Origin of the sequence: Citrobacter sp. wls706 (assembly GCF_005281305.1) — a bacterium.
GTDB lineage: Bacteria > Pseudomonadota > Gammaproteobacteria > Enterobacterales > Enterobacteriaceae > Citrobacter > Citrobacter werkmanii.
Window position 1 is genome coordinate 454,672 of record NZ_SZXG01000029.1, and the last position, 20,562, is coordinate 475,233.

A 20,562-nucleotide genomic window follows, 5' to 3' on the forward strand; every position below is an offset into this window, starting at 1 on the left:
TTTTTTGTCAGAGTAAATAACAAAATTCGGCAACCAGGTTTAAAAGGTGAAGTGGATCACTAAGAAAAGGAAAATAAAAAGGCGCGGGAGGTACCCGCGCCAGAAATAATTAAAGTGAAATTACAGCGGCTGTGTTTGAGCTTCTACAACGGCCAGCGCCACCATATTAACGATACGACGAACAGAGGCGATCTGCGTTAATACGTGAACCGGTTTCGCTACCCCCATCAGCACTGGGCCGACCGTTACGCCTTCGGAGCTGGAAACACGTAGTAAGTTGTAACTAATACGAGCAGCCTCCATATTCGGCATCACCAGAATATTCGCTGAGCCTTTCAACGGGCTGTCCGGCATACGGTCATTACGGATACTTTCCACCAGCGCGGCATCACCGTGCATTTCACCGTCAATCATCAATTCTGGCGCACGCGCCTTAATCAGCGCCAGCGCTTCACGCATTTTGCTGGCCGACGGACAGTTTGATGAGCCAAAGTTGGAATGCGACAGTAATGCCACCTTCGGTTCAATACCAAAGCGACGTACGGTTTCTGCCGCCATCACGGCGATTTCAGCCAGTTGCTCCGGCGTAGGGTCATCGTTGACGTAGGTGTCGGCGATAAAGGTGTTACCGCTTGGCAGCAGCAAAGCGTTCATCGCTCCGGCCGTATGCACGCCTTCGCGGTAACCAAACACCTCTTTAACTACGCTGAAGTGCTCATGATAGTCGCCAATCGTACCGCAGATCATCGCATCCGCTTCACCGCGCTGCACCATGATCGCACCGATCACCGTGGTGTTAGCAATCACCGCACGCTGCGCCTGCTCCTGGGTAATACCACGGCGCTTCATGATCTGGTAGTACTCGCTCCAGTACTCTTTAAAGCGCGGATCGGACTCATTGTTAACGATTTCAAAATCGACACCGGCTTTGATCTGCAGCCCCAGTTTCTGGATACGCATTTCGATCACGCTCGGACGACCAATCAGGATCGGCTTCGCCAGACCTAAGGTGATCAGCTCCTGAGTCGCATGCAGCACACGCGCCTCTTCCCCTTCCGTCAGCACCACGCGCTTCGGCGCTTTACGTGCCCGGGAGAAAATCGGCTTCATGAACAGGTTGGTTTTGTAGACAAATTCGGTCAGCTTATCGATATAAGCGTCAAAGTCAGCAATCGGACGCGTCGCCACACCGGAGTCCATCGCCGCTTTTGCTACCGCTGGGGCGATTTTGACGATCAGACGTGGGTCGAACGGTTTCGGAATGATGTATTCCGGGCCAAAGCTCAGATCCTGGTCGCCATAGGCAGAGGCCACCACCTCGCTCTGCTCGGCGTGCGCCAGCTCAGCAATCGCGTGTACTGCAGCCAGTTTCATCTCTTCGTTGATGGCGGTAGCGCCGACATCCAGCGCGCCGCGGAAGATGAACGGGAAGCACAGGACGTTGTTAACCTGGTTCGGGTAGTCGGAGCGACCGGTACAAATGATGGCGTCGGAACGCACCTCTTTTGCCAGCGGCGGCAGGATTTCCGGTTCCGGGTTGGCGAGTGCCAGGATCATTGGCGCTCGCGCCATCTTCTTGACCATTTCCTGGGTCAGCACTTTCGGGCCAGAACAGCCGAGGAAAATGTCTGCGCCGTCAATCACATCATCCAGCGTACGTTTACCATCATCCACTACCGCGTAAGCCGCTTTGGTCTCCGCCATGTTCGGTTCGCGGTCTTTGTAAATCACGCCTTTGGAGTCGCAGACCACAATATTGTGTTTCTGCATCCCCAGCGCCACCAGCAGGTTCATACAGGCAATCGCCGCCGCACCTGCGCCGGACACCACCATGCGTACGTCAGAGATGTTCTTCTCCACCACCCGCAGACCGTTCAGAATTGCGGCGGTGCTGATGATCGCCGTGCCGTGCTGATCATCATGGAATACCGGAATATTCATGCGCTCGCGCAGTTTTTGCTCAATGTAGAAGCACTCCGGCGCTTTGATATCTTCGAGGTTGATGCCGCCAAATGTTGGCTCCAGAGCCGCCACGACATTGATAAATTTATCCGGATCGAGCTCATCCACTTCGATATCGAACACGTCAATCCCGGCGAATTTCTTAAACAGAACGCCTTTACCTTCCATCACCGGTTTGCCAGCCAGTGCGCCGATATTGCCCAGGCCCAGCACCGCGGTACCGTTGGAGATAACCGCAACCAGGTTGCCGCGCGCGGTGTATTTATAGGCCGCCAGCGGGTCCTTTTCAATTTCCAGACACGGCGCTGCAACGCCTGGCGAGTAGGCCAGAGCAAGATCGCGCTGTGTTGCAAGAGGCTTGGTCGGAGAAACCTGAATTTTACCTGGTACTGGAAATTCGTGGAAATCGAGGGCGCTTTGTTTTAACTGGTCATCCATCTTGTTGTTCCTTTCACGTGTCGATCAAAAAAGTGGCGCGGGTAACCATGCTACGAGCCGCACATTATCACCTCAGTCAGCGGCCCAAACTTTGAAGGTCCCCAAACTCTCGCCATTCAAAGAAAGAATTTGTTATCAACTTATAACAGCCATGTTACCTGCTTAATCCAGCAATGCCATGCTTGTCTGCTATGCTTTTTGCGTGTGCAGCCCGCAATTTTCCCAAAAGTGTGAATTAACACACGCATCTAACGCTTTACTTTTCAAGGAGTATTTCCTATGACCCGTAAAGAGCTTGCCAATGCCATTCGTGCGCTAAGTATGGATGCCGTACAAAAAGCTAACTCAGGCCACCCCGGCGCACCAATGGGTATGGCCGATATCGCCGAAGTACTGTGGAATGATTTCCTCCGCCATAACCCGACCGATCCCACCTGGTACGATCGTGACCGGTTTATTCTGTCCAATGGTCACGCTTCAATGCTGCTTTACAGTCTGCTGCATCTTTCCGGCTACGATTTGCCGTTAGAGGAGTTGAAGAACTTCCGCCAACTGCATTCGAAGACGCCAGGGCATCCGGAAATCGGCTACACGCCGGGCGTGGAAACCACCACCGGCCCGCTGGGTCAGGGTTTAGCCAACGCGGTTGGCCTGGCGATTGCCGAACGCACGCTGGCTGCGCAATTTAACCAGCCGGATCATGAGATTGTTAACCACTATACCTGGGTGTTTATGGGCGACGGCTGCCTGATGGAGGGGATTTCCCACGAGGTTTGTTCCCTGGCGGGAACCCTGGGACTGGGCAAACTGATCGGCTTCTACGATCACAACGGCATCTCGATTGATGGCGAAACCGACGGCTGGTTTACCGACGATACCGCAAAACGCTTTGAGGCCTATCACTGGCATGTGGTGCATGAGATTGATGGTCATGATCCTGAGGCGGTGAAAAAAGCGATTCAGGAAGCGCAGGCTGTTACCGATAAGCCATCGCTGATTATCTGCCGCACGGTGATTGGTTTTGGCTCACCGAATAAAGCCGGGAAAGAAGAAGCGCACGGCGCCGCGCTGGGTGAAGAAGAAGTGGCGCTAACCCGACAGAAGCTGGGGTGGCACCATCCTGCTTTTGAGATCCCCAAAGAGATTTACCGGGCGTGGGATGCACGGGAAAAAGGCGAAAAAGCGCAACAGGCCTGGAATGAGAAATTCGCGGCGTATCAACAAGCACACCCGGAGCTGGCGGCTGAATTTACCCGTCGAATGAGCGGCGGGCTGCCGGAACAGTGGGAAGAAACAACCCAGAAGTACATTACCGACTTACAGGCAAATCCGGCCAAAATCGCCACCCGTAAGGCCTCGCAAAATACCCTGAACGCCTACGGGCCGATTCTGCCTGAGCTGCTTGGCGGCTCGGCGGATCTGGCGCCGAGCAACCTGACCATTTGGAAAGGATCTACGTCGCTTAAAGAGGATCCAGCCGGAAATTACATCCACTATGGCGTGCGGGAGTTTGGCATGACCGCGATTGCTAACGGTATCGCCCATCACGGTGGCTTTGTGCCTTACACCGCCACGTTCCTGATGTTTGTCGAATATGCCCGTAATGCCGCGCGCATGGCGGCGCTGATGAAGGCCAGACAAATCATGGTTTATACCCACGACTCGATTGGTCTGGGGGAGGATGGTCCTACGCACCAGGCCGTTGAACAGCTCGCCAGCCTGCGTCTGACACCTAATTTCAGCACCTGGCGACCGTGCGATCAGGTTGAGGCGGCAGTAGGCTGGAAGCTGGCGGTCGAACGCCATGACGGGCCAACGGCGCTAATCCTCTCCAGACAAAATCTGGCGCAGGTTGAGCGTACGCCTGAACAGGTGCAGCAGATTGCCCGCGGGGGATATGTGCTGAAGGACAACGGCGGTAAACCGGATATTATTTTGATTGCTACCGGTTCAGAAATGGAAATCACGCTGCTGGCAGCGGAAAAACTGACCGGTGAAGGCCGTAACGTGCGCGTGGTTTCTCTGCCCTCAACCGATATTTTTGACGCTCAGGATGAGGCGTACCGGGAATCTGTCTTACCGATAAACGTCAGCGCGCGCGTGGCGGTGGAAGCAGGCATTGCCGATTACTGGTACAAATATGTCGGTCTAAAAGGGGCAATTGTCGGCATGACCGGTTATGGAGAATCGGCTCCGGCAGATAAGTTGTTCCCGTTCTTCGGCTTTACGGTGGATAACATCGTGGCCAAAGCGCATAAAGTGCTTAACGCGTGATCCACAATGTGGGCCAGGCATCTGGCCCATGCCAGTTATCGCAACTTGGTTCCTGGGCATAACGCGCCAGGCGAAACCGCTGTCCATCATAGCGCCAGCGCGTCTGGATACCGCAATCTGCCATCCCTCGTCCTTTGGCGAGGGTAACCAGTTCTCGCGACTTCTCGTCAAATGTGGCGTTGGTCAGCTCCATATCCCGACTTTCGGCATCCGTTTTAAATGGCAGACTCAAACGTACGGCACTGGAAGTTAACGGTTTTGCGCGCGAAACAATCCACGCCAGATCGATAGTGTTATACGCCCCGGCTTCACAGCCGATCATCAGTAGCGCTTTATCATCCGTCAGGGCCGTGACGCGCATCTCGCGACGCAGTGGATCGATCGAGCAGCGAATACCATTGATGCGCCAGTTACCATAATCCAGCAGCTCGCTGCGCTCTTGTTGTGTTAAGGGCGTTGGCGTTGGGTTAATGACAGCCACACCTTTCAGGGCCGGGGCTGGCGGTACGCTGAGCGGCGGCTCATCACCTTTTTCGATCCAGGCGGTTTCGCTCCCCACGCGTTTTTGCTGGGCATCGATAAACAGCAATGCTGCTTTTAATCCGATCAGTGAAAGATTTTGCGCGCCTTTTTGCAGGGTTATTGCCTTCGCGTCCTGTACAGTTTGTAAAAATGCGCTAATAGTTGCCGGATCATCGGTCATCAGTTGCCAGGGCGTAATACGCCAGTGCTCACCGCTAAGCGCAAGCGAGTCGCCATCCAGCAACAGACGCGACGCAATTTCGCTCTCTTTAACATGGGAAGGCTCCAGCCCTCCCAGTTCAATACGCAACACGGCATCGGTGTGCGCCCCGGCGCTGCGGCTGAGGGTCATGACCAGGCCGTGATGTTCTCCGGTATTGCGCGCCACGCAAAAATTCTGGTTGTTACACGTCACCTGCCAATCAGAAAAAGCCTGCTGCGCGGGCGCGGCCCACAGCAAACGAACGGGTAGCAGCCCGAGCAGGAAAAAGAAAATGACGCGATAGCGCATGGACGGTACAACCCCGAAATCAAAACACACAGCCTAAGCGGTATCTTCCTTGCGCGACTGATGTGGCTCAATAAGAATCGTCGGATTGGCCGTCTATTTGTAAAGAAATATTAATACTGAAGGTTAATCCATCAGGTGCGACGACTGCAGGTAATTCAACAACAGCACCGTTTTGCCGTCACGGATCTCACCCGTTTTAATCATTTCCAGTGCCTGCGTGAACGGTAGCTCCAGAACCTCAATATCTTCATCTTCAACACCGCCGCCTGCGTTTGCCCGTTGACTGTCGCTGTATTGCGCGATAAAGAAATGGATCAGCTCCGTTACGCCGCCCGGAGACATGTAGAGTTCGAACAGTTTACGCACTTCACCCACTTCATAGCCGGTCTCTTCAATCGCCTCTTTACGAATACACGCTTCCGGTTCGTCGTTATCCAGTAGCCCGGCGCAGGTTTCAATCAGTTGGCCGTCTTCGTTACCGTTGACCCAGGTCGCGACGCGGAACTGACGGATGAGCACCACGGTTTTTTTCTCAGCGTTATACAACAGAATAGTCGCACCGTTGCCGCGATCGTAAACCTCGCGTTTGTGACGAATCACCTCCCCATTACTTCGGGTCAGGTCATAGGTGATATTGCGCAGGATGAAGTAGTTATCAGAAAGGACTTTATCTTTGATGAGGGTAATTTTTTGCGACATACCGGCTCCACGGCGAGAAGTGAAAAATAATACTACGCCGTGAAACCGGGTTTGTCTTGACCTTCGGCTAGTGAGATTTGACTGATTTTACGCCCAGCCAGTCAACGATCCCTTGGGCAGCATGCCGCCCTTCGGCCATCGCCGTGACCACCAGGTCCGCACCGCGTACCGCATCTCCGCCGGCAAAAATTTTCGGATTACTGGTTTGATAACGGTACGCGCTCTCAACGTTGGCGGCAATCCGTCCCCAGTTATCGACCTTAACGCCATGCGTCTCCAGCCACGGCATACCGTGCGGGTGGAAACCAAACGCCATGATCACCGCGTCTGCGGGCATAACAAACTCACTCCCGGCGATCGGCACCGGACGTCGACGCCCATTCGCGTCCGGCTCGCCAAGCTGGGTACGTAAGAAACGCACGCCGCTGACTCGTCCATCGGCATTCAACACCAGTTCAACCGGCTGGACGTTAAACTCAAAGTTCGCCCCCTCTTCACGCGCGTTTTTTACCTCTTTTTTCGAACCCGGCATGTTGGCTTCATCACGACGATAGGCGCAGGTTACCTGACTTGCGCCGTGACGCAGCGCAGTGCGAACGCAGTCCATTGCCGTATCGCCTCCGCCCAGGACAACCACATTCAACCCGGCGGTATCAATAAACGGTTCTTCAGGCAGTTCATCCAGCCCCATCACCTGTTTCGTGTTGGCAATCAGGAACGGCAGCGCATCATAAACACCAGGCGCGTCTTCATTCGGCAGGTCCGCCTTCATGGAACGATAGGTCCCCACGCCCACAAACACGGCATCGTACTCTTCCAGCAGCGTCGCCAGCGCCACATCCTTGCCCACTTCGCAGTTAAGTTCGAAATGAATACCCATGGCGCTGAAGATTTCACGGCGACGCGCCAGCAGCGTTTTGTCGAGCTTGAAGGCCGGTATGCCAAACGTCAGCAAACCGCCGATTTCAGGATGGCGATCGTACACGGTGGCGCTAACGCCGTTTCGCGCTAACACATCCGCACAGGCCAGGCCCGCCGGACCCGCGCCGATAATCGCGACGCGCTTATCCACTTTCTGTACGTGGCTTAAGTCCGGTCGCCAACCTTTACTCAGCGCCCGATCAGAAATATAACGCTCAATATTACCGATAGTCACCGCGCCATGCTCGTTACGCACCGTACATGCCCCTTCGCAGAGCCGATCCTGGGGACACACGCGCCCGGTCACTTCCGGCAGACAGTTGGTCTGATGAGAAAGCTCAACCGCCGCGTCAATGTTCCCGGCTTTGACCAGTTCTATCCACTGCGGAATATGGTTATGCAGTGGGCAGGTCCATTCGCAAATACTGTGGTCGCCGCATTTCAGACAGCGGGATGCTTCCCGTTCCGCCTGCGCCGTACGAAACGGCAGATAGATCTCTTCAAAGCTGGTTTTACGGGCTTCAATCGCCAGCTTGTCCGGCTCACCACGCGCAGGCGTCGCCTGCATTTGCTCACGTTTGGTGATGGCATCCTGAACAAAATCGGTAGCGCTACTGTGCCAGGGCTGACTCTCCAGACTGGCTGTACGCAGTCTGCGCGCTTTTGACAGACCGGTAAGCGCGTTTTCCGTCACCAACTGTAACGCCTGTGCCGGACAGTTTTCCACGCAGGCGGGCCCCTCTTCACGCCCCTGACATAAGTCGCATTTATGCGCTGTCGCTTTCACCTTTCCTTTAGCCACGGGAGTGAGTACGATCTGCATCGTGCCAAAGGGACAAGCCACGACGCACGATTTGCAGCCAATACATTTTTGCGGGTTCACCTGCACGCTGTCGTTTTCATGGCTGATTGCCCCATTTGGGCAACTTCTGGCGCAGGGCGCATCTTCACAGTGGTGGCAGGTCACCGCACTGCGTTGTTGCTGATGCTTGATGACGGTAATTCGGGGCTGAAAATGCCGCGGGCTCAGGACATGCTGCTCGCCATTGTGAGCCATGACGCAGGCGACCTCACAGGCATGGCAACCCAGGCACTGCTGGCTATTGACCATAATAAAACGATTCATGGCTTCCTTCTTTTTTGGTTGCAAAAACCTTATTCTTTATATGACTGTTGTTATTAACCGACACGGAAGGAAGCGGCAATGTTCATTTGCCCAGGAAGCACAACTATTTATCCAGAACCTGTGGCAGATCAATTTATTTCATCGCATATGAAATTGTGTTTCAGTTACCATCCAGTTTCATGGCGTTTTATTAACATTTATCAACTACACCGCATCGTTCGGGCTGAATCAAGGCGCGACGTGTAGTGTGTGAGGATGCACAAGTGACGGTAAAGCGTCCGGTCTCGGCCAGTCTGGCCAAGGCTTTTTTCTACATCGTGCTGTTGTCGATTCTCTCAACGGGTATTGCGCTGCTCACGCTGACCAGCAGCTTGCGGGATGCTGAAGCCATCAACGTTGCTGGCTCATTGCGCATGCAAAGCTACCGTCTGGGTTACGATCTGCAAAGCCAAAGCCCGCAACTCAACGCTCACCGCCAACTTTTCCAACAGGCGCTAAACTCGTCGGCATTGCAAAATCTGAATGCGTGGTATGTACCGCAAGCGGTGAAAAGTCGCTATGGACGACTGCATGCAAACTGGCTGGAAATGAACGCCCGTCTGATCGATGGCGATTTAAAATGGTACCAGGCTAATATCAACAACTATGTCGATCAAATCGATCTCTTCGTACTGGCGCTGCAACATTACGCCGAACGCAAAGTGATGCTGGTTTTTGGTATTTCGCTGGCTGGCGGGATCGGCATATTCACTTTGGTTTTCTTTACCCTGCGGCGCATTCGCCAGCAGGTGGTGCGGCCGCTAAATAAGCTGGTAATGGCCAGCCAGCACATTGAGCACGGTCAGTTTGATATCCCGCCGCTGGATACCGGTTTACCCAACGAACTGGGGCTGCTGGGCAAGACCTTTAGCCAGATGTCGAGTGAGTTACACAAGCTGTACCGCTCGCTGGAAGCCTCGGTCGCAGAGAAAACCCACGATCTCCACGAAGCTAATCGCCGCCTGGAGGTGCTGTATCAGTGCTCTCAGGCGCTCAACACCAGCCAGATTGATGTGTACTGTTTCCGCCATATTTTACAGATTGTCCGCGAACATGACGCCGCGTATTTCCTGGAGCTTACCGTCGGCGATAACTGGCGGATTAGCGAAGGGACCAAAAGCCCCGAGCTGCCAATGCAAATCCTGCCGGTCACGATGCAGGAAACCGTCTACGGCGAACTGCACTGGCAAAGTCCAAACGTCAATGCCTCGACCCCGCTGCTCAACAGCGTATCATCAATGCTGGGACGCGGGTTGTACTTCAACCAGGCGCAAAAACATTTTCAGCAGCTGTTATTAATGGAAGAGCGCGCGACCATTGCACGCGAACTGCATGACTCGCTGGCGCAGGTGCTCTCTTATTTACGCATTCAGCTCACGCTGCTGAAGCGCTCGATTCCAGAGGATAACGCTCCGGCGCAAAGCATTATGGCGGATTTCTCTCAGGCGCTGAATGATGCCTATCGTCAATTGCGCGAGCTGCTGACCACCTTCCGTCTGACCTTACAGCAGGCCGATTTACCCTCCGCCCTGCATGAAATGCTGGAAACGCTGCAAAATCAGACCACAGCTAAACTCACACTCGATTGTCGGTTGCCTACGCTGGCGCTGGATGCGCAAATGCAGGTGCATCTGTTGCAAATTGTTCGTGAAGCGGTGCTGAACGCGATTAAACATGCTAACGCAACCGAAATTGCCGTCAGTTGCGTCACCGCGCCGGATGGCAATCATACGGTTTATGTCCGCGATAACGGCATCGGCATTGGCGAACCGCATGAGCCTACCGGGCACTATGGATTAAATATTATGCGTGAGCGAGCGGAAAGGCTGAGTGGCACGCTGACCTTCTCGCAGCCCTCCGGCGGGGGTACGCTGGTAAGCATCAGTTTTCGTTCGGCTGACTCCGACAGTGGGCTAACGTAAAGAACCGCAAAGCGCTTGCAGGCCTGGATCCAGGCCTGACGGCGCTGGCACAAAAGGTATGCTGTAAACGGGCATGATAATTTACATTATCTTCTTTTTTTCTCCACGTTTGGCTCGTACCTTGCCGCTAAAGTGAAGCAAGTCATACCCATAACGATACGCAGAAACACGAGGTCCCCTTTTAATGGCGAATTTTTTCATCGATCGCCCCATTTTTGCCTGGGTGTTAGCTATCCTGTTGTGCCTGACAGGAGCCCTGGCTATTTTTTCACTACCCGTTGAGCAATATCCCGATCTGGCCCCGCCCAACGTGCGGGTAACCGCCAACTATCCTGGCGCATCTGCACAAACGCTGGAAAACACCGTGACTCAGGTCATCGAGCAGAATATGACTGGTCTCGATAATCTGATGTACATGTCATCACAAAGCAGCGGGACAGGCCAGGCGACGGTTACGCTGAGCTTTGTCGCCGGGACCGATCCTGATGAAGCCGTACAGCAGGTGCAAAACCAGCTGCAATCGGCAATGCGTAAGTTGCCGCAGGCGGTACAGGATCAAGGGGTCACGGTGCGTAAAACCGGGGACACAAATATTCTGACCATCGCCTTCGTCTCTACCGATGGCTCCATGGATAAGCAGGACATCGCCGATTACGTCGCGAGTAATATTCAGGACCCGCTCAGTCGTATAAACGGCGTGGGGGATATCGACGCCTACGGTTCACAATACTCCATGCGTATCTGGCTCGACCCGGCCAAACTTAACAGCTTCCAGATGACCGCCAAAGATGTGACCGATGCCATCGAGTCACAGAATGCGCAGATTGCTGTCGGACAGCTTGGCGGCACGCCTTCAGTGGACAAACAAGCGCTGAATGCGACGATTAATGCCCAGTCGCTGCTGCAGACTCCGGATCAATTCCGCGATATTACGCTACGCGTTAACCAGGACGGTTCAGAAGTTAAACTGGGCGACGTGGCGACGGTCGAAATGGGGGCTGAGAAGTATGATTACCTCAGCCGCTTTAACGGTAATCCCGCCTCCGGTCTGGGCGTGAAGCTGGCCTCCGGCGCCAATGAAATGGCGACGGCAACGCTGGTCATTAACCGTCTGAACGAGCTGTCGCAATATTTTCCACACGGACTGGAATATAAGGTGGCGTATGAAACCACCTCCTTCGTAAAAGCCTCAATCATCGACGTGGTAAAAACCCTGCTGGAAGCGATCGCGCTGGTATTTTTGGTCATGTACCTGTTCCTGCAAAACTTCCGCGCCACGCTGATTCCCACTATCGCCGTTCCCGTCGTGCTGATGGGCACCTTCTCCGTGCTCTACGCCTTTGGCTATAGCGTGAACACGTTAACTATGTTTGCGATGGTGCTGGCGATCGGTCTGCTGGTGGATGACGCCATTGTGGTAGTGGAAAACGTAGAACGAATTATGAGTGAGGAAGGCCTCTCGCCGCGTGAAGCGACGCGGAAATCGATGGGGCAAATCCAGGGCGCGCTGGTAGGTATCGCCATGGTGCTGTCGGCGGTGTTTATCCCGATGGCCTTCTTCGGCGGCACTACCGGGGCGATTTACCGCCAGTTCTCGATTACCATTGTTTCCGCGATGGTGCTGTCCGTTCTCGTGGCGATGATTCTCACCCCCGCCCTGTGCGCCACGCTACTCAAACCGCTGCATAAAGGCGAACATCACGGGCAAACCGGTTTCTTCGGTTGGTTTAACCGCATGTTTAACCGCAATGCCGAACGCTACGAAAAAGGCGTTGCCCGGATCCTGCATCGCAGCCTGCGCTGGATCCTGATCTACGGTCTGCTGCTCGGCGGTATGGTCTTCCTGTTCCTGCGTCTGCCGACTTCCTTCCTGCCGCTGGAAGACCGCGGCATGTTTACCACCTCGATACAGCTCCCCAGCGGTTCCACCCAACAACAAACGTTGAAAGTGGTAGAGGAAGTAGAGAAGTATTACTTCACCCACGAAAAAGACAATATTATGTCGGTCTTTTCCACTGTAGGATCCGGCCCCGGCGGGAACGGACAAAACGTGGCGCGTATGTTCGTGCGTTTAAAAGACTGGGATGAGCGTGACGCCACCACCGGGACTTCCTTCGCCATTATCGAACGCGCGACCAAAGCGTTTAATAAGATTAAAGAGGCTCGCGTCTTCGCCAGCAGCCCTCCGGCCATTAGCGGCCTCGGCAGTTCGGCTGGTTTTGATATGGAACTGCAGGATCACGCCGGCGCGGGTCATGACGCGTTAATGGCCGCACGCGACAAGCTGATTGAGCTGGCCGGGAAAGACTCATCCCTGACCCGCGTTCGTCATAACGGACTCGACGACAGTCCACAATTGCAAATTGATATCGATCAGCGCAAAGCCCAGGCGCTGGGCGTGTCCATTGACGACATCAACGATACATTGCAAACGGCCTGGGGCTCCAGCTACGTTAATGACTTTATGGATCGCGGTCGCGTGAAGAAAGTTTACGTCCAGGCGGCGGCGAAGTACCGCATGCTCCCGGACGACATCAACTTGTGGTACGTCCGCAATAATAGCGGCGGCATGGTGCCTTTCTCAGCCTTTGCCACCTCGCGCTGGGAAACCGGCTCACCGCGTCTGGAGCGTTATAACGGCTATTCTGCCGTCGAGATTGTCGGTGAAGCCGCGCCCGGCGTCAGTACCGGTACGGCAATGGACGTGATGGAGTCGCTGGTGCGACAGTTGCCGACCGGATTTGGCCTCGAATGGACGGCAATGTCTTATCAGGAACGACTGTCTGGTTCTCAGGCACCTGCCCTGTACGCCATTTCTCTGCTGGTAGTGTTCCTGTGCCTGGCGGCACTGTACGAAAGCTGGTCGGTGCCCTTCTCCGTCATGCTGGTCGTTCCGCTGGGGGTAATTGGCGCGCTGCTGGCCACCTGGATGCGCGGTCTGGAAAACGATGTCTATTTCCAGGTCGGGTTATTAACCGTTATCGGTCTTTCAGCGAAGAACGCGATATTGATTGTTGAATTCGCCAATGAGATGAACGAGAAAGGACACGATCTGCTCGACGCCACGCTGCATGCCTGTCGCCAGCGCTTACGCCCGATTCTGATGACGTCGCTGGCGTTTATCTTTGGGGTGTTGCCGATGGCCATCAGCAATGGCGCGGGTTCCGGCGGTCAACATGCAGTGGGGACCGGCGTAATGGGCGGGATGATTTCAGCCACAATCCTGGCGATTTACTTCGTCCCCCTGTTTTTTGTGCTGGTCCGCCGACGCTTCCCATTGAAGCCACGCCCAGAATAATCGGACACAAAAAAGGCGACTTACGTTGAGTCGCCTTTTTTTATCCTTTGCAGGATCTGAATTTCTTCCAGAAAATTATTTACGAAGCATGACTTCGATAAAGTCTTTCCAGTTCCCCAGTTCACGTTCAATCATAACAACCTCTCTTATTATTATGAGCATTCTACGAAATCATCATCATCAAAAGAAGATCATTTAACCGATGGTTGTGATTACATCCTCCCGTGTTTGGGGTTTATGTGATCACTATGCGCTATACCCATAAATTTTATGTGACTTACTGCAATATTTTGAAATATTCATACATCATCTACTACTTTTGCAATTCTGATGGAAAAACAGGCTGATGCAAACAGGTAAATTCTGATTTTCATTTATGAGTTAGTTTTGGAACTTTCAGGAATCATTATTCACCATTGTTCAACAATGTTATATTTCTCTATAACGCCAGGATGACAATATGTATTATCCGTGTTCACACAACACGAGAATAAATATTCAAATTAAATCGATAAGGATTCAAATGATCACTCTCTACGGCATTAAAAATTGCGATACTATTAAAAAAGCCAGACGCTGGTTAGAAGAGCGTGGGATCGACTACCGCTTCCATGATTATCGCGTCGACGGACTGGACAACACGCTATTACAGTCTTTTATCAGCGAATTAGGCTGGGAGCCATTACTCAATACGCGTGGAACCACATGGCGGAAACTGGATGAAGCCACGCGTAGCCAAATCACTACTGCGGACGCCGCCGCCGCGTTGATGATTGAAATGCCTGCAATTATCAAACGCCCATTGCTCTGCAAGCCGGGTAAGCCTATGCTGCTTGGTTTCAGTGATTCCAGTTATACGCAGTTTTTTAATGAGGTGTAATCTATGTCGTGCCCGGTTATTGAGCTGACTCAGCAGCTTATTCGCCGTCCTTCTCTGAGCCCGGATGATGCCGGGTGCCAGGCGTTAATGATTGAACGTCTGCGTGCGGTAGGTTTTACCGTTGAGCGTATGGATTTTGGTGACACGCAGAATTTTTGGGCATGGCGCGGTAAAGGTGAGACCCTGGCATTTGCCGGTCACACTGACGTAGTGCCTGCCGGCGATGTCGATCGCTGGATTAATCCGCCGTTCGAACCGACCATTCGCGATGGCATGCTGTTTGGGCGTGGCGCTGCCGATATGAAAGGTTCACTGGCGGCGATGGTCGTGGCCGCAGAACGCTTTGTCGCCCAACATCCTAATCATCAGGGCCGTCTGGCGTTCCTGATAACCTCTGACGAAGAAGCCAGCGCCAAAAACGGCACCGTAAAGGTGGTTGAAGCGCTGATGGCGCGTAACGAACGCCTCGATTATTGTCTGGTAGGCGAACCATCCAGTACGGAAATCGTTGGCGACGTGGTGAAAAATGGTCGTCGTGGTTCGCTGACCTGCAACCTGACCATTCACGGCGTGCAAGGACACGTGGCCTACCCACATCTGGCTGATAACCCGGTACACCGCGCCGCGCCAATGCTCAATGAACTGGTGGCGATCGAGTGGGATCAGGGTAACGAGTTCTTCCCAGCGACCAGTATGCAGATTGCCAATATTCAGGCAGGAACCGGTAGCAACAACGTCATCCCTGGTGAGCTGTTCATCCAGTTTAACTTCCGTTTCAGCACCGAATTAAACGATGAAATGATTAAAGCCAGGGTGCTGGAACTGCTGGAAAAACATCAACTGCGTTATACCGTCGACTGGTGGCTCTCCGGTCAGCCGTTCCTGACCGCACGCGGTAAACTGGTGGATGCAGTAGTGAACGCCATTGAGCACTATAATGAAATTAAACCGCAGTTACTGACTACAGGCGGGACATCCGACGGGCGTTTTATTGCCCGCATGGGGGCACAGGTAGTAGAGCTTGGGCCGGTCAATGCCACCATTCATAAAATTAATGAATGCGTTAATGCCGCCGACCTGCAACTGCTTGCCCGTATGTATCAACGTATCATGGAGCAACTCGTCGCCTGATGAGTGTTCCTGCAAGAGGAAATGAGCATGGACTGGCTGGCAAAATATTGGTGGATTTTAGTATTGGTGTTTCTGGTAGGCGTATTGCTGAACGTGATTAAAGATCTCAAGCGCGTCGACCACAAGAAATTTCTTGCGAATAAGCCGGAACTTCCCCCGCATCGTGACTTTAACGATAAATGGGACGACGACGACGATTGGCCGAATAAGGATCAGCCGAAGAAATAATTTCCAGGCCGGATAACACATATCACATTGCTATCCGGCACTATCACTGACTGTCATGCCGGATGGCGGCTTCGCCTTATCCGGCCTACAGGTTAAATCATCTCAATCACATCATCATCGTTGGGCGTACCGCCACTCAGCGCTTCATCAAAGTAGTGCTTCGGTACGGTAAAACGCAGATGATCCAGCGCAAACTGCATGCTGTGTTCATCAATGGCGTGCCCCAGATTTTCAACAATATCCAGCGTCACATCCCCACCGGCGCGAATTAACGCCTCCTGCGCGGCAACGGCGTGAGATAACTCAATCACCCGGTCTTCACCGCCGTGAATCAAATGCACCGTCGTCGCCGTGGTTGCAACCTCTGGCAAGGTGGCATAGCGACCATTAAAGGCGATGACGCGCGATGCCAGCCCCGGCTCGGCTTTAATACTCTCAAGCGACATAATCGCCCCCTGAGAAAAACCAATCAGCGCGGTAGCCTGAGGCGAAACGCCGCTGTGCTTCTGCCAGTAGCGCACGGTTTCAATAAAGACCGGCATAATGGCGTCAACACGCGCCTGCCGGTTCTCTTCCGTTACGCCCTGTACCGAAAACCACTGACGTCCGGAAGGAGAACCATAAGGCTCAGCCCCGCCAATGCTGACGATGAGCGCATCCGGAAACAGCGGCGCAAACCAGGAGCCAATTTCCCCCATGGCAACCGGGTTATCGCCGACGCCATGAAACAGCAACAATAGCTGTTGAGCGGGTTTATCGGGACTTTGAACAACAAAATGGTCATGTTTCATGGCGATCTCCTTAACTGATGAGAATCATTCTACGCCGCTTAACCGCAATGACCATGTCAGTAAATTGAAGAAGTTAGTGAAAATTTTGCCATTGCATAATGCGATTTTGTAGCCGCTGTATACGTTCAGCATCCAGCTGCTTTAACGCCTGCACCGCCTCGGCCCGCTGAACGACCAGCAGTGCTTTACGCCCGGAGATCTTCAACTGCTGGCACAATTCGGCATCGCTGCGTTTAGCCTGTAAGCGGCCCCGCAAGGCCGGGAGAGGTAACTCGCTTTGCTGAAGCAGACGAGTCAGACAGCCAAGCGACGTCAGTAATGGTCGATGGGCAAAAGCAAATCCGGCCAGCTCGTTCCAGTCATCCTCATTAAGCGTAGACTCTTTCAACGGGGCCAGCGGAATGCCCTCACCGTTCCACTGCGTAAGGATCTCCGCATCACGACGCAGACGCTGGTGTTCGCGCCCGGCAATGCGTTTTCCCGCTTCGCTGATGGGCAATAACGCCATGGCGGTATAGCACCCGCTGCTGGCTTCGCGGTGATTGCCCATTCGTACCAGAACAAAACCACAGCGCTGCCAGAAACGCCAGAGTTCGACCGTATACCCAAAACTGACGGACAGATAATCACACTGCGTGGAGTAACGCCGGGCCTGCATAATCAACTGCTGCCCGATACCTTCTCGCTGGCGAGCAGGATGAACCGCAATTCGGCTTACCCGCCGTCCAATGAGCGTTGCCGCCAACGGATCGCCACCGTGCGCCGCCAGTGACTGTGCAACCAGATTTCCTCGTGGTCGGCGATATCCTGCCCAAACGGCCTGGGTTAATTCTGCGGATAGTCCCCCTTCATCCACCAACCATACGGCTCCCGCCACCGAATCAGCACACGATGCCTGAAGAAAATGTTGGCCTGGTGCGTCCATCATCCGCCGCAGATCAAGTGGCGAGGTGCGATAGTGCGCCCCGGAAAGCAGTTGATATACCGCTACCGGCAGTGCCGGGTTGTCATGCCAGGATTGTTGTTCAAATGCCGAGAAATAGAGTGCGCCCAACGGGGCATGCGTAAAAGTTTCGTCGTTAAACACCAGCGCATCGCTGACGATTTTCTCCAGCGGACATCCCAGCGCCCAGCGTACGGGCTGTTGTAACTCATAACGTCGAAGATGGGGAAAGCGGGCGCAGAATTTCAACAAGAAGCCTCTGCCGGTTCCCTCATAGCCCTGAACGGTGGTGGTTAATAGCGTACGGGGAAAACGCGCGACTAACTGATGCAGTAGCGGCGCGGGAATTGCGGCGGCTTCATCAACGATAAGCCAGTCTGCGGTTGCAGAACTGCTTAACAACGCATCCGGGGCCATAAAGCGGTAACGTTCTGCGGCAAATTGCGCCAGCACATCGGTTGCCGCTTTAGCAGGCGCGGTAACAATAGCAGTCCCGTTGATACGTGCAATCAGTTGCCCCGCCAGCGCGGATTTTCCCCGACCACGCGCGGCCGTCACGGCAACCACGCCAGGAGGCATACCCAGCAACTGTGCTAAAATCAGCGCCTGTTCAGGCTGAGGTTCACCAGTTGCCGCGTGCCAGTCGGCGCGAGCAGGAAAGTGGGGATATGTAGCAGGCTGATGCTGCTGCCAGTGCAACGCCTGTCCATCCTGGGAAATCACCCGTTTGATGTGTTCAACAAAATGTGGCGTTGGAATAGGGTCTGCGCAGTCGCTCCAGCGCAGTGAATCCGTGTCCGGATGCGTATGCCAGCCATGCCAGGGGGGAGTCAGCAACACCAGCCAGCTCCCGGCGAGCAGCGTGCCGCTTAAGGCGGCAAACGCCGCAGCGTCAAATCCCTGCCCGGCGTCAAAAACTGCATGATGGAATTCGCGCCCCAGTAATGTTTGCAGCGCCTGCGGCGTACAGTTCGGCTCAGCAGGGGCTTGCGCCCCTACCCATAGCCAGTCACCGGGTAACGCGTTGCGTAGTGCTAACGCTTGCGCCTGACACCAGCTATCCTCGCCGCTGATAACCAGCAAACGGCGGATACCTTCGCGGGTCATCTGTTCAGTTAACGCACTCAGCGCCGTGTTATCAGACATCCCTGCCTCTGTATTTTAAATGCCTTTTCCAAAAGTATTGCACTGCCCCGGATCGCCGCTGTCAAAGCCGCGTTTGAACCAGGTAAAACGCTGTTCAGAGGTTCCGTGGGTAAAGCTGTCCGGTACAACGCGCCCTTGTCCTTGCTGCTGCAGGCGATCGTCGCCAATCGCCTGCGCGGCGTTCAGCGCCTCTTCCAGATCGCCGGACTCCAGCACGCCCTGCTGCTGCATACTATGGCCCCAGACGCCGGCAAAGCAATCCGCCTGCAGTTCCATACGCACGGAAAGACGGTTCACTTCAGCCTGTGAGGCATTCTGCTGCATCTGACGAACTTTCGGTTCAATACCCAGCAGTTTCTGCACGTGGTGGCCCACTTCATGGGCGATAACATAGCCCTGAGCAAAATCACCATCGGCGCCCAGCTTGTTTTTCATATCGTCGTAGAAGGAGAGGTCAATGTACACAGTGCCATCCGCCGGGCAGTAAAACGGCCCCATCACGGACTGGCCCGCGCCGCAGCCGGTACGTGTAGCGCCTCGATACATCACCAGCTTCGGCTGTTGATAGGTCCGGCCCATTTTTTCAAACTGCTGTCCCCAGGTATCCTCTGTGGTGGCCAGAATCACCGAGGTAAATTTTGCCGCTTCATCATCATTTGGGCTGATGGAGCGTGATGATTGCTGTTGGGAGACGGGTTGACCGGTCATTAACCCGGTGAGATCCACGCCATAATAACCTGCGACCAACACCACAATCAGCAGGATGATGCCGCCTTTACCACTGGGCAAACGAAAACCAGGCCCGCCCATAGAAGGGCCGCCGGAGCTATTTCGTCTGTCTTCTACATTGTCACTTTCACGACGCCCTTGCCAGCGCATAATCACCTCAACTTTTTATTCATTATGATGATGATCGTAGGCGGTTCGGAACAGGATTACCATAAGAAACAGTAATCAAAATCGGCGAGATTGATGAGCCGGTGAGCGATCGCCGGCTCAAAGGGGAATTAGTCTAACTTGACACCCAGGCGATGCGCGACGGCTTCATAGGCTTCGATCAGGCCGCCCAGGCTCTGGCGGAAGCGATCTTTGTCCATTTTATCCAGCGTTTCTTTATCCCACAGACGGCTACCGTCCGGTGAGAATTCATCACCCAGCACCACTTCACCTTTATACAAGCCAAACTCAAGTTTGAAATCGACCAGAATCAGGCCCGCATCATCGAACATCTTTTTCAGCACGTCGTTAGCTTTGTAGGTCAGCTCTTTCATACGTGCCAGATTCTCTTTGCTCACCCAACCAAAAGTTTCGCAATAGGAATCGTTAATCATTGGATCGTGCATAGCATCGTTTTTCAGGAACAGATCAAACAGCGGCGGATTCAGTTCAATACCTTCCTCAACGCCTAAACGCTTAACCAGTGAGCCTGCCGCGCGGTTACGCACCACACATTCAACCGGTACCATCTCCAGTTTTTTCACCAGACATTCGGTATCGGAAAGCAGTCGCTCCATCTGGGTAGGAATGCCCGCTTCTTGCAGTTTAGTCATAATGAAATGGTTGAACTTGTTATTCACCATGCCTTTACGGTCAAACTGTTCAATGCGCGCGCCATCCCCTGCTGACGTATCATTGCGGAATTCGAGCACCAACAGGTCCGGGTTTTCCGTGCTGTATACGGTCTTCGCTTTACCACGATACAACTCAGCTTGCTTTTGCATCTTTATTACT

General features: G+C 53.8%; 15 protein-coding genes. 6 read left to right on the forward strand and 9 right to left on the reverse strand.

Annotated elements, in window-relative coordinates:
• Positions 1–120 precede the first annotated feature (120 nt).
• Positions 121–2,400 carry an NADP-dependent oxaloacetate-decarboxylating malate dehydrogenase gene (gene maeB / locus FDW92_RS07120; RefSeq protein ID WP_137400590.1) on the reverse strand — a complete coding sequence of 760 codons (2,280 nt, stop codon included), beginning with the start codon at positions 2,398–2,400 and terminating at the stop codon, positions 121–123.
• A gap of 279 nt (positions 2,401–2,679) precedes the next feature.
• Between maeB and tkt the strand changes: the two genes are divergently transcribed.
• Positions 2,680–4,674, forward strand: a complete 1,995-nt coding sequence (gene tkt / locus FDW92_RS07125; RefSeq protein WP_042306890.1) for a transketolase — start codon at positions 2,680–2,682, stop codon at positions 4,672–4,674.
• Here tkt and FDW92_RS07130 read toward each other — a convergent pair.
• The 3 genes from FDW92_RS07130 to aegA form a co-directional block, all read right to left on the reverse strand.
• Positions 4,664–5,707, reverse strand: a complete 1,044-nt coding sequence (locus FDW92_RS07130; RefSeq protein ID WP_042307205.1) for a DUF1176 domain-containing protein — start codon at positions 5,705–5,707, stop codon at positions 4,664–4,666. The two genes, tkt and FDW92_RS07130, sit on opposite strands and share 11 nt — an antisense overlap.
• A gap of 123 nt (positions 5,708–5,830) precedes the next feature.
• The gene (gene nudK, locus FDW92_RS07135; RefSeq protein WP_006683526.1) at positions 5,831–6,406 is read right to left on the reverse strand and encodes a GDP-mannose pyrophosphatase NudK; all 576 of its coding nucleotides are present in this window, start codon (positions 6,404–6,406) and stop codon (positions 5,831–5,833) included.
• 67 nt (positions 6,407–6,473) lie between these two features.
• Positions 6,474–8,453: a formate-dependent uric acid utilization protein AegA gene (gene aegA / locus FDW92_RS07140; RefSeq protein ID WP_042306888.1), complete on the reverse strand. Its 1,980-nt coding sequence runs from the start codon at positions 8,451–8,453 to the stop codon at positions 6,474–6,476.
• 263 nt (positions 8,454–8,716) lie between these two features.
• Between aegA and narQ the strand changes: the two genes are divergently transcribed.
• Together narQ and acrD are read left to right on the forward strand one after the other, a co-directional pair.
• Positions 8,717–10,414 carry a nitrate/nitrite two-component system sensor histidine kinase NarQ gene (narQ, locus tag FDW92_RS07145; protein WP_042306886.1) on the forward strand — a complete coding sequence of 566 codons (1,698 nt, stop codon included), beginning with the start codon at positions 8,717–8,719 and terminating at the stop codon, positions 10,412–10,414.
• A gap of 184 nt (positions 10,415–10,598) precedes the next feature.
• Complete coding sequence (acrD, locus tag FDW92_RS07150; RefSeq protein ID WP_042306884.1) at positions 10,599–13,712, forward strand: multidrug efflux RND transporter permease AcrD; 3,114 nt, start codon at positions 10,599–10,601, stop codon at positions 13,710–13,712.
• A gap of 75 nt (positions 13,713–13,787) precedes the next feature.
• On the opposite strand, the gene ypfM is transcribed toward acrD, so the two are convergent.
• Positions 13,788–13,847: a protein YpfM gene (gene ypfM / locus FDW92_RS07155; protein ID WP_001386977.1), complete on the reverse strand. Its 60-nt coding sequence runs from the start codon at positions 13,845–13,847 to the stop codon at positions 13,788–13,790.
• Positions 13,848–14,235: 388 nt separating this feature from the next.
• Between ypfM and FDW92_RS07160 the strand changes: the two genes are divergently transcribed.
• The 3 genes from FDW92_RS07160 to FDW92_RS07170 are packed head-to-tail and all read left to right on the forward strand — an operon-like array spanning position 14,236 to position 15,951.
• On the forward strand, positions 14,236–14,592 hold the full coding sequence (locus FDW92_RS07160; protein ID WP_042306882.1) for an ArsC family reductase: 357 nt from the start codon (positions 14,236–14,238) through the stop codon (positions 14,590–14,592).
• A 3-nt stretch (positions 14,593–14,595) separates the two neighbouring features.
• Entirely contained in the window at positions 14,596–15,723 is a 1,128-nt protein-coding gene (gene dapE / locus FDW92_RS07165) for a succinyl-diaminopimelate desuccinylase (protein WP_042306881.1), read from the forward strand.
• A 27-nt stretch (positions 15,724–15,750) separates the two neighbouring features.
• Complete coding sequence (locus FDW92_RS07170) at positions 15,751–15,951, forward strand: YpfN family protein (RefSeq protein ID WP_003835080.1); 201 nt, start codon at positions 15,751–15,753, stop codon at positions 15,949–15,951.
• A 92-nt stretch (positions 15,952–16,043) separates the two neighbouring features.
• Here the strand turns inward: FDW92_RS07170 and ypfH are convergent, their stop codons facing one another.
• From ypfH to purC, 4 genes are all read right to left on the reverse strand, one after another.
• Positions 16,044–16,742 carry an esterase gene (ypfH, locus tag FDW92_RS07175; RefSeq protein ID WP_042306878.1) on the reverse strand — a complete coding sequence of 233 codons (699 nt, stop codon included), beginning with the start codon at positions 16,740–16,742 and terminating at the stop codon, positions 16,044–16,046.
• A 73-nt stretch (positions 16,743–16,815) separates the two neighbouring features.
• Positions 16,816–18,831: a tRNA(Met) cytidine acetyltransferase TmcA gene (locus FDW92_RS07180; protein ID WP_137400591.1), complete on the reverse strand. Its 2,016-nt coding sequence runs from the start codon at positions 18,829–18,831 to the stop codon at positions 16,816–16,818.
• A gap of 15 nt (positions 18,832–18,846) precedes the next feature.
• Positions 18,847–19,710 (reverse strand): neutral zinc metallopeptidase, encoded by an 864-nt coding sequence (locus FDW92_RS07185; protein ID WP_032944186.1) that lies wholly within the window; start codon positions 19,708–19,710, stop codon positions 18,847–18,849.
• Between the two features lie 128 nt (positions 19,711–19,838).
• Positions 19,839–20,552 (reverse strand): phosphoribosylaminoimidazolesuccinocarboxamide synthase, encoded by a 714-nt coding sequence (gene purC, locus FDW92_RS07190; protein ID WP_003835086.1) that lies wholly within the window; start codon positions 20,550–20,552, stop codon positions 19,839–19,841.
• Positions 20,553–20,562 lie beyond the last annotated feature (10 nt).

Bases quoted from the DNA above. Each gene is read 5' to 3' on its own strand.
- FDW92_RS07180 (WP_137400591.1), bottom strand. From the start codon at position 18,831: ATGTCTGATAACACGGCGCTGAGTGCGTTAACTGAACAGATGACCCGC.
- acrD (WP_042306884.1), top strand. From the start codon at position 10,599: ATGGCGAATTTTTTCATCGATCGCCCCATTTTTGCCTGGGTGTTAGCT.
- FDW92_RS07170 (WP_003835080.1), top strand. From the start codon at position 15,751: ATGGACTGGCTGGCAAAATATTGGTGGATTTTAGTATTGGTGTTTCTG.
- aegA (WP_042306888.1), bottom strand. From the start codon at position 8,453: ATGAATCGTTTTATTATGGTCAATAGCCAGCAGTGCCTGGGTTGCCAT.
- dapE (WP_042306881.1), top strand. From the start codon at position 14,596: ATGTCGTGCCCGGTTATTGAGCTGACTCAGCAGCTTATTCGCCGTCCT.
- ypfH (WP_042306878.1), bottom strand. From the start codon at position 16,742: ATGAAACATGACCATTTTGTTGTTCAAAGTCCCGATAAACCCGCTCAA.
- FDW92_RS07130 (WP_042307205.1), bottom strand. From the start codon at position 5,707: ATGCGCTATCGCGTCATTTTCTTTTTCCTGCTCGGGCTGCTACCCGTT.
- FDW92_RS07185 (WP_032944186.1), bottom strand. From the start codon at position 19,710: ATGCGCTGGCAAGGGCGTCGTGAAAGTGACAATGTAGAAGACAGACGA.
- purC (WP_003835086.1), bottom strand. From the start codon at position 20,552: ATGCAAAAGCAAGCTGAGTTGTATCGTGGTAAAGCGAAGACCGTATAC.
- tkt (WP_042306890.1), top strand. From the start codon at position 2,680: ATGACCCGTAAAGAGCTTGCCAATGCCATTCGTGCGCTAAGTATGGAT.
- FDW92_RS07160 (WP_042306882.1), top strand. From the start codon at position 14,236: ATGATCACTCTCTACGGCATTAAAAATTGCGATACTATTAAAAAAGCC.
- nudK (WP_006683526.1), bottom strand. From the start codon at position 6,406: ATGTCGCAAAAAATTACCCTCATCAAAGATAAAGTCCTTTCTGATAAC.
- maeB (WP_137400590.1), bottom strand. From the start codon at position 2,400: ATGGATGACCAGTTAAAACAAAGCGCCCTCGATTTCCACGAATTTCCA.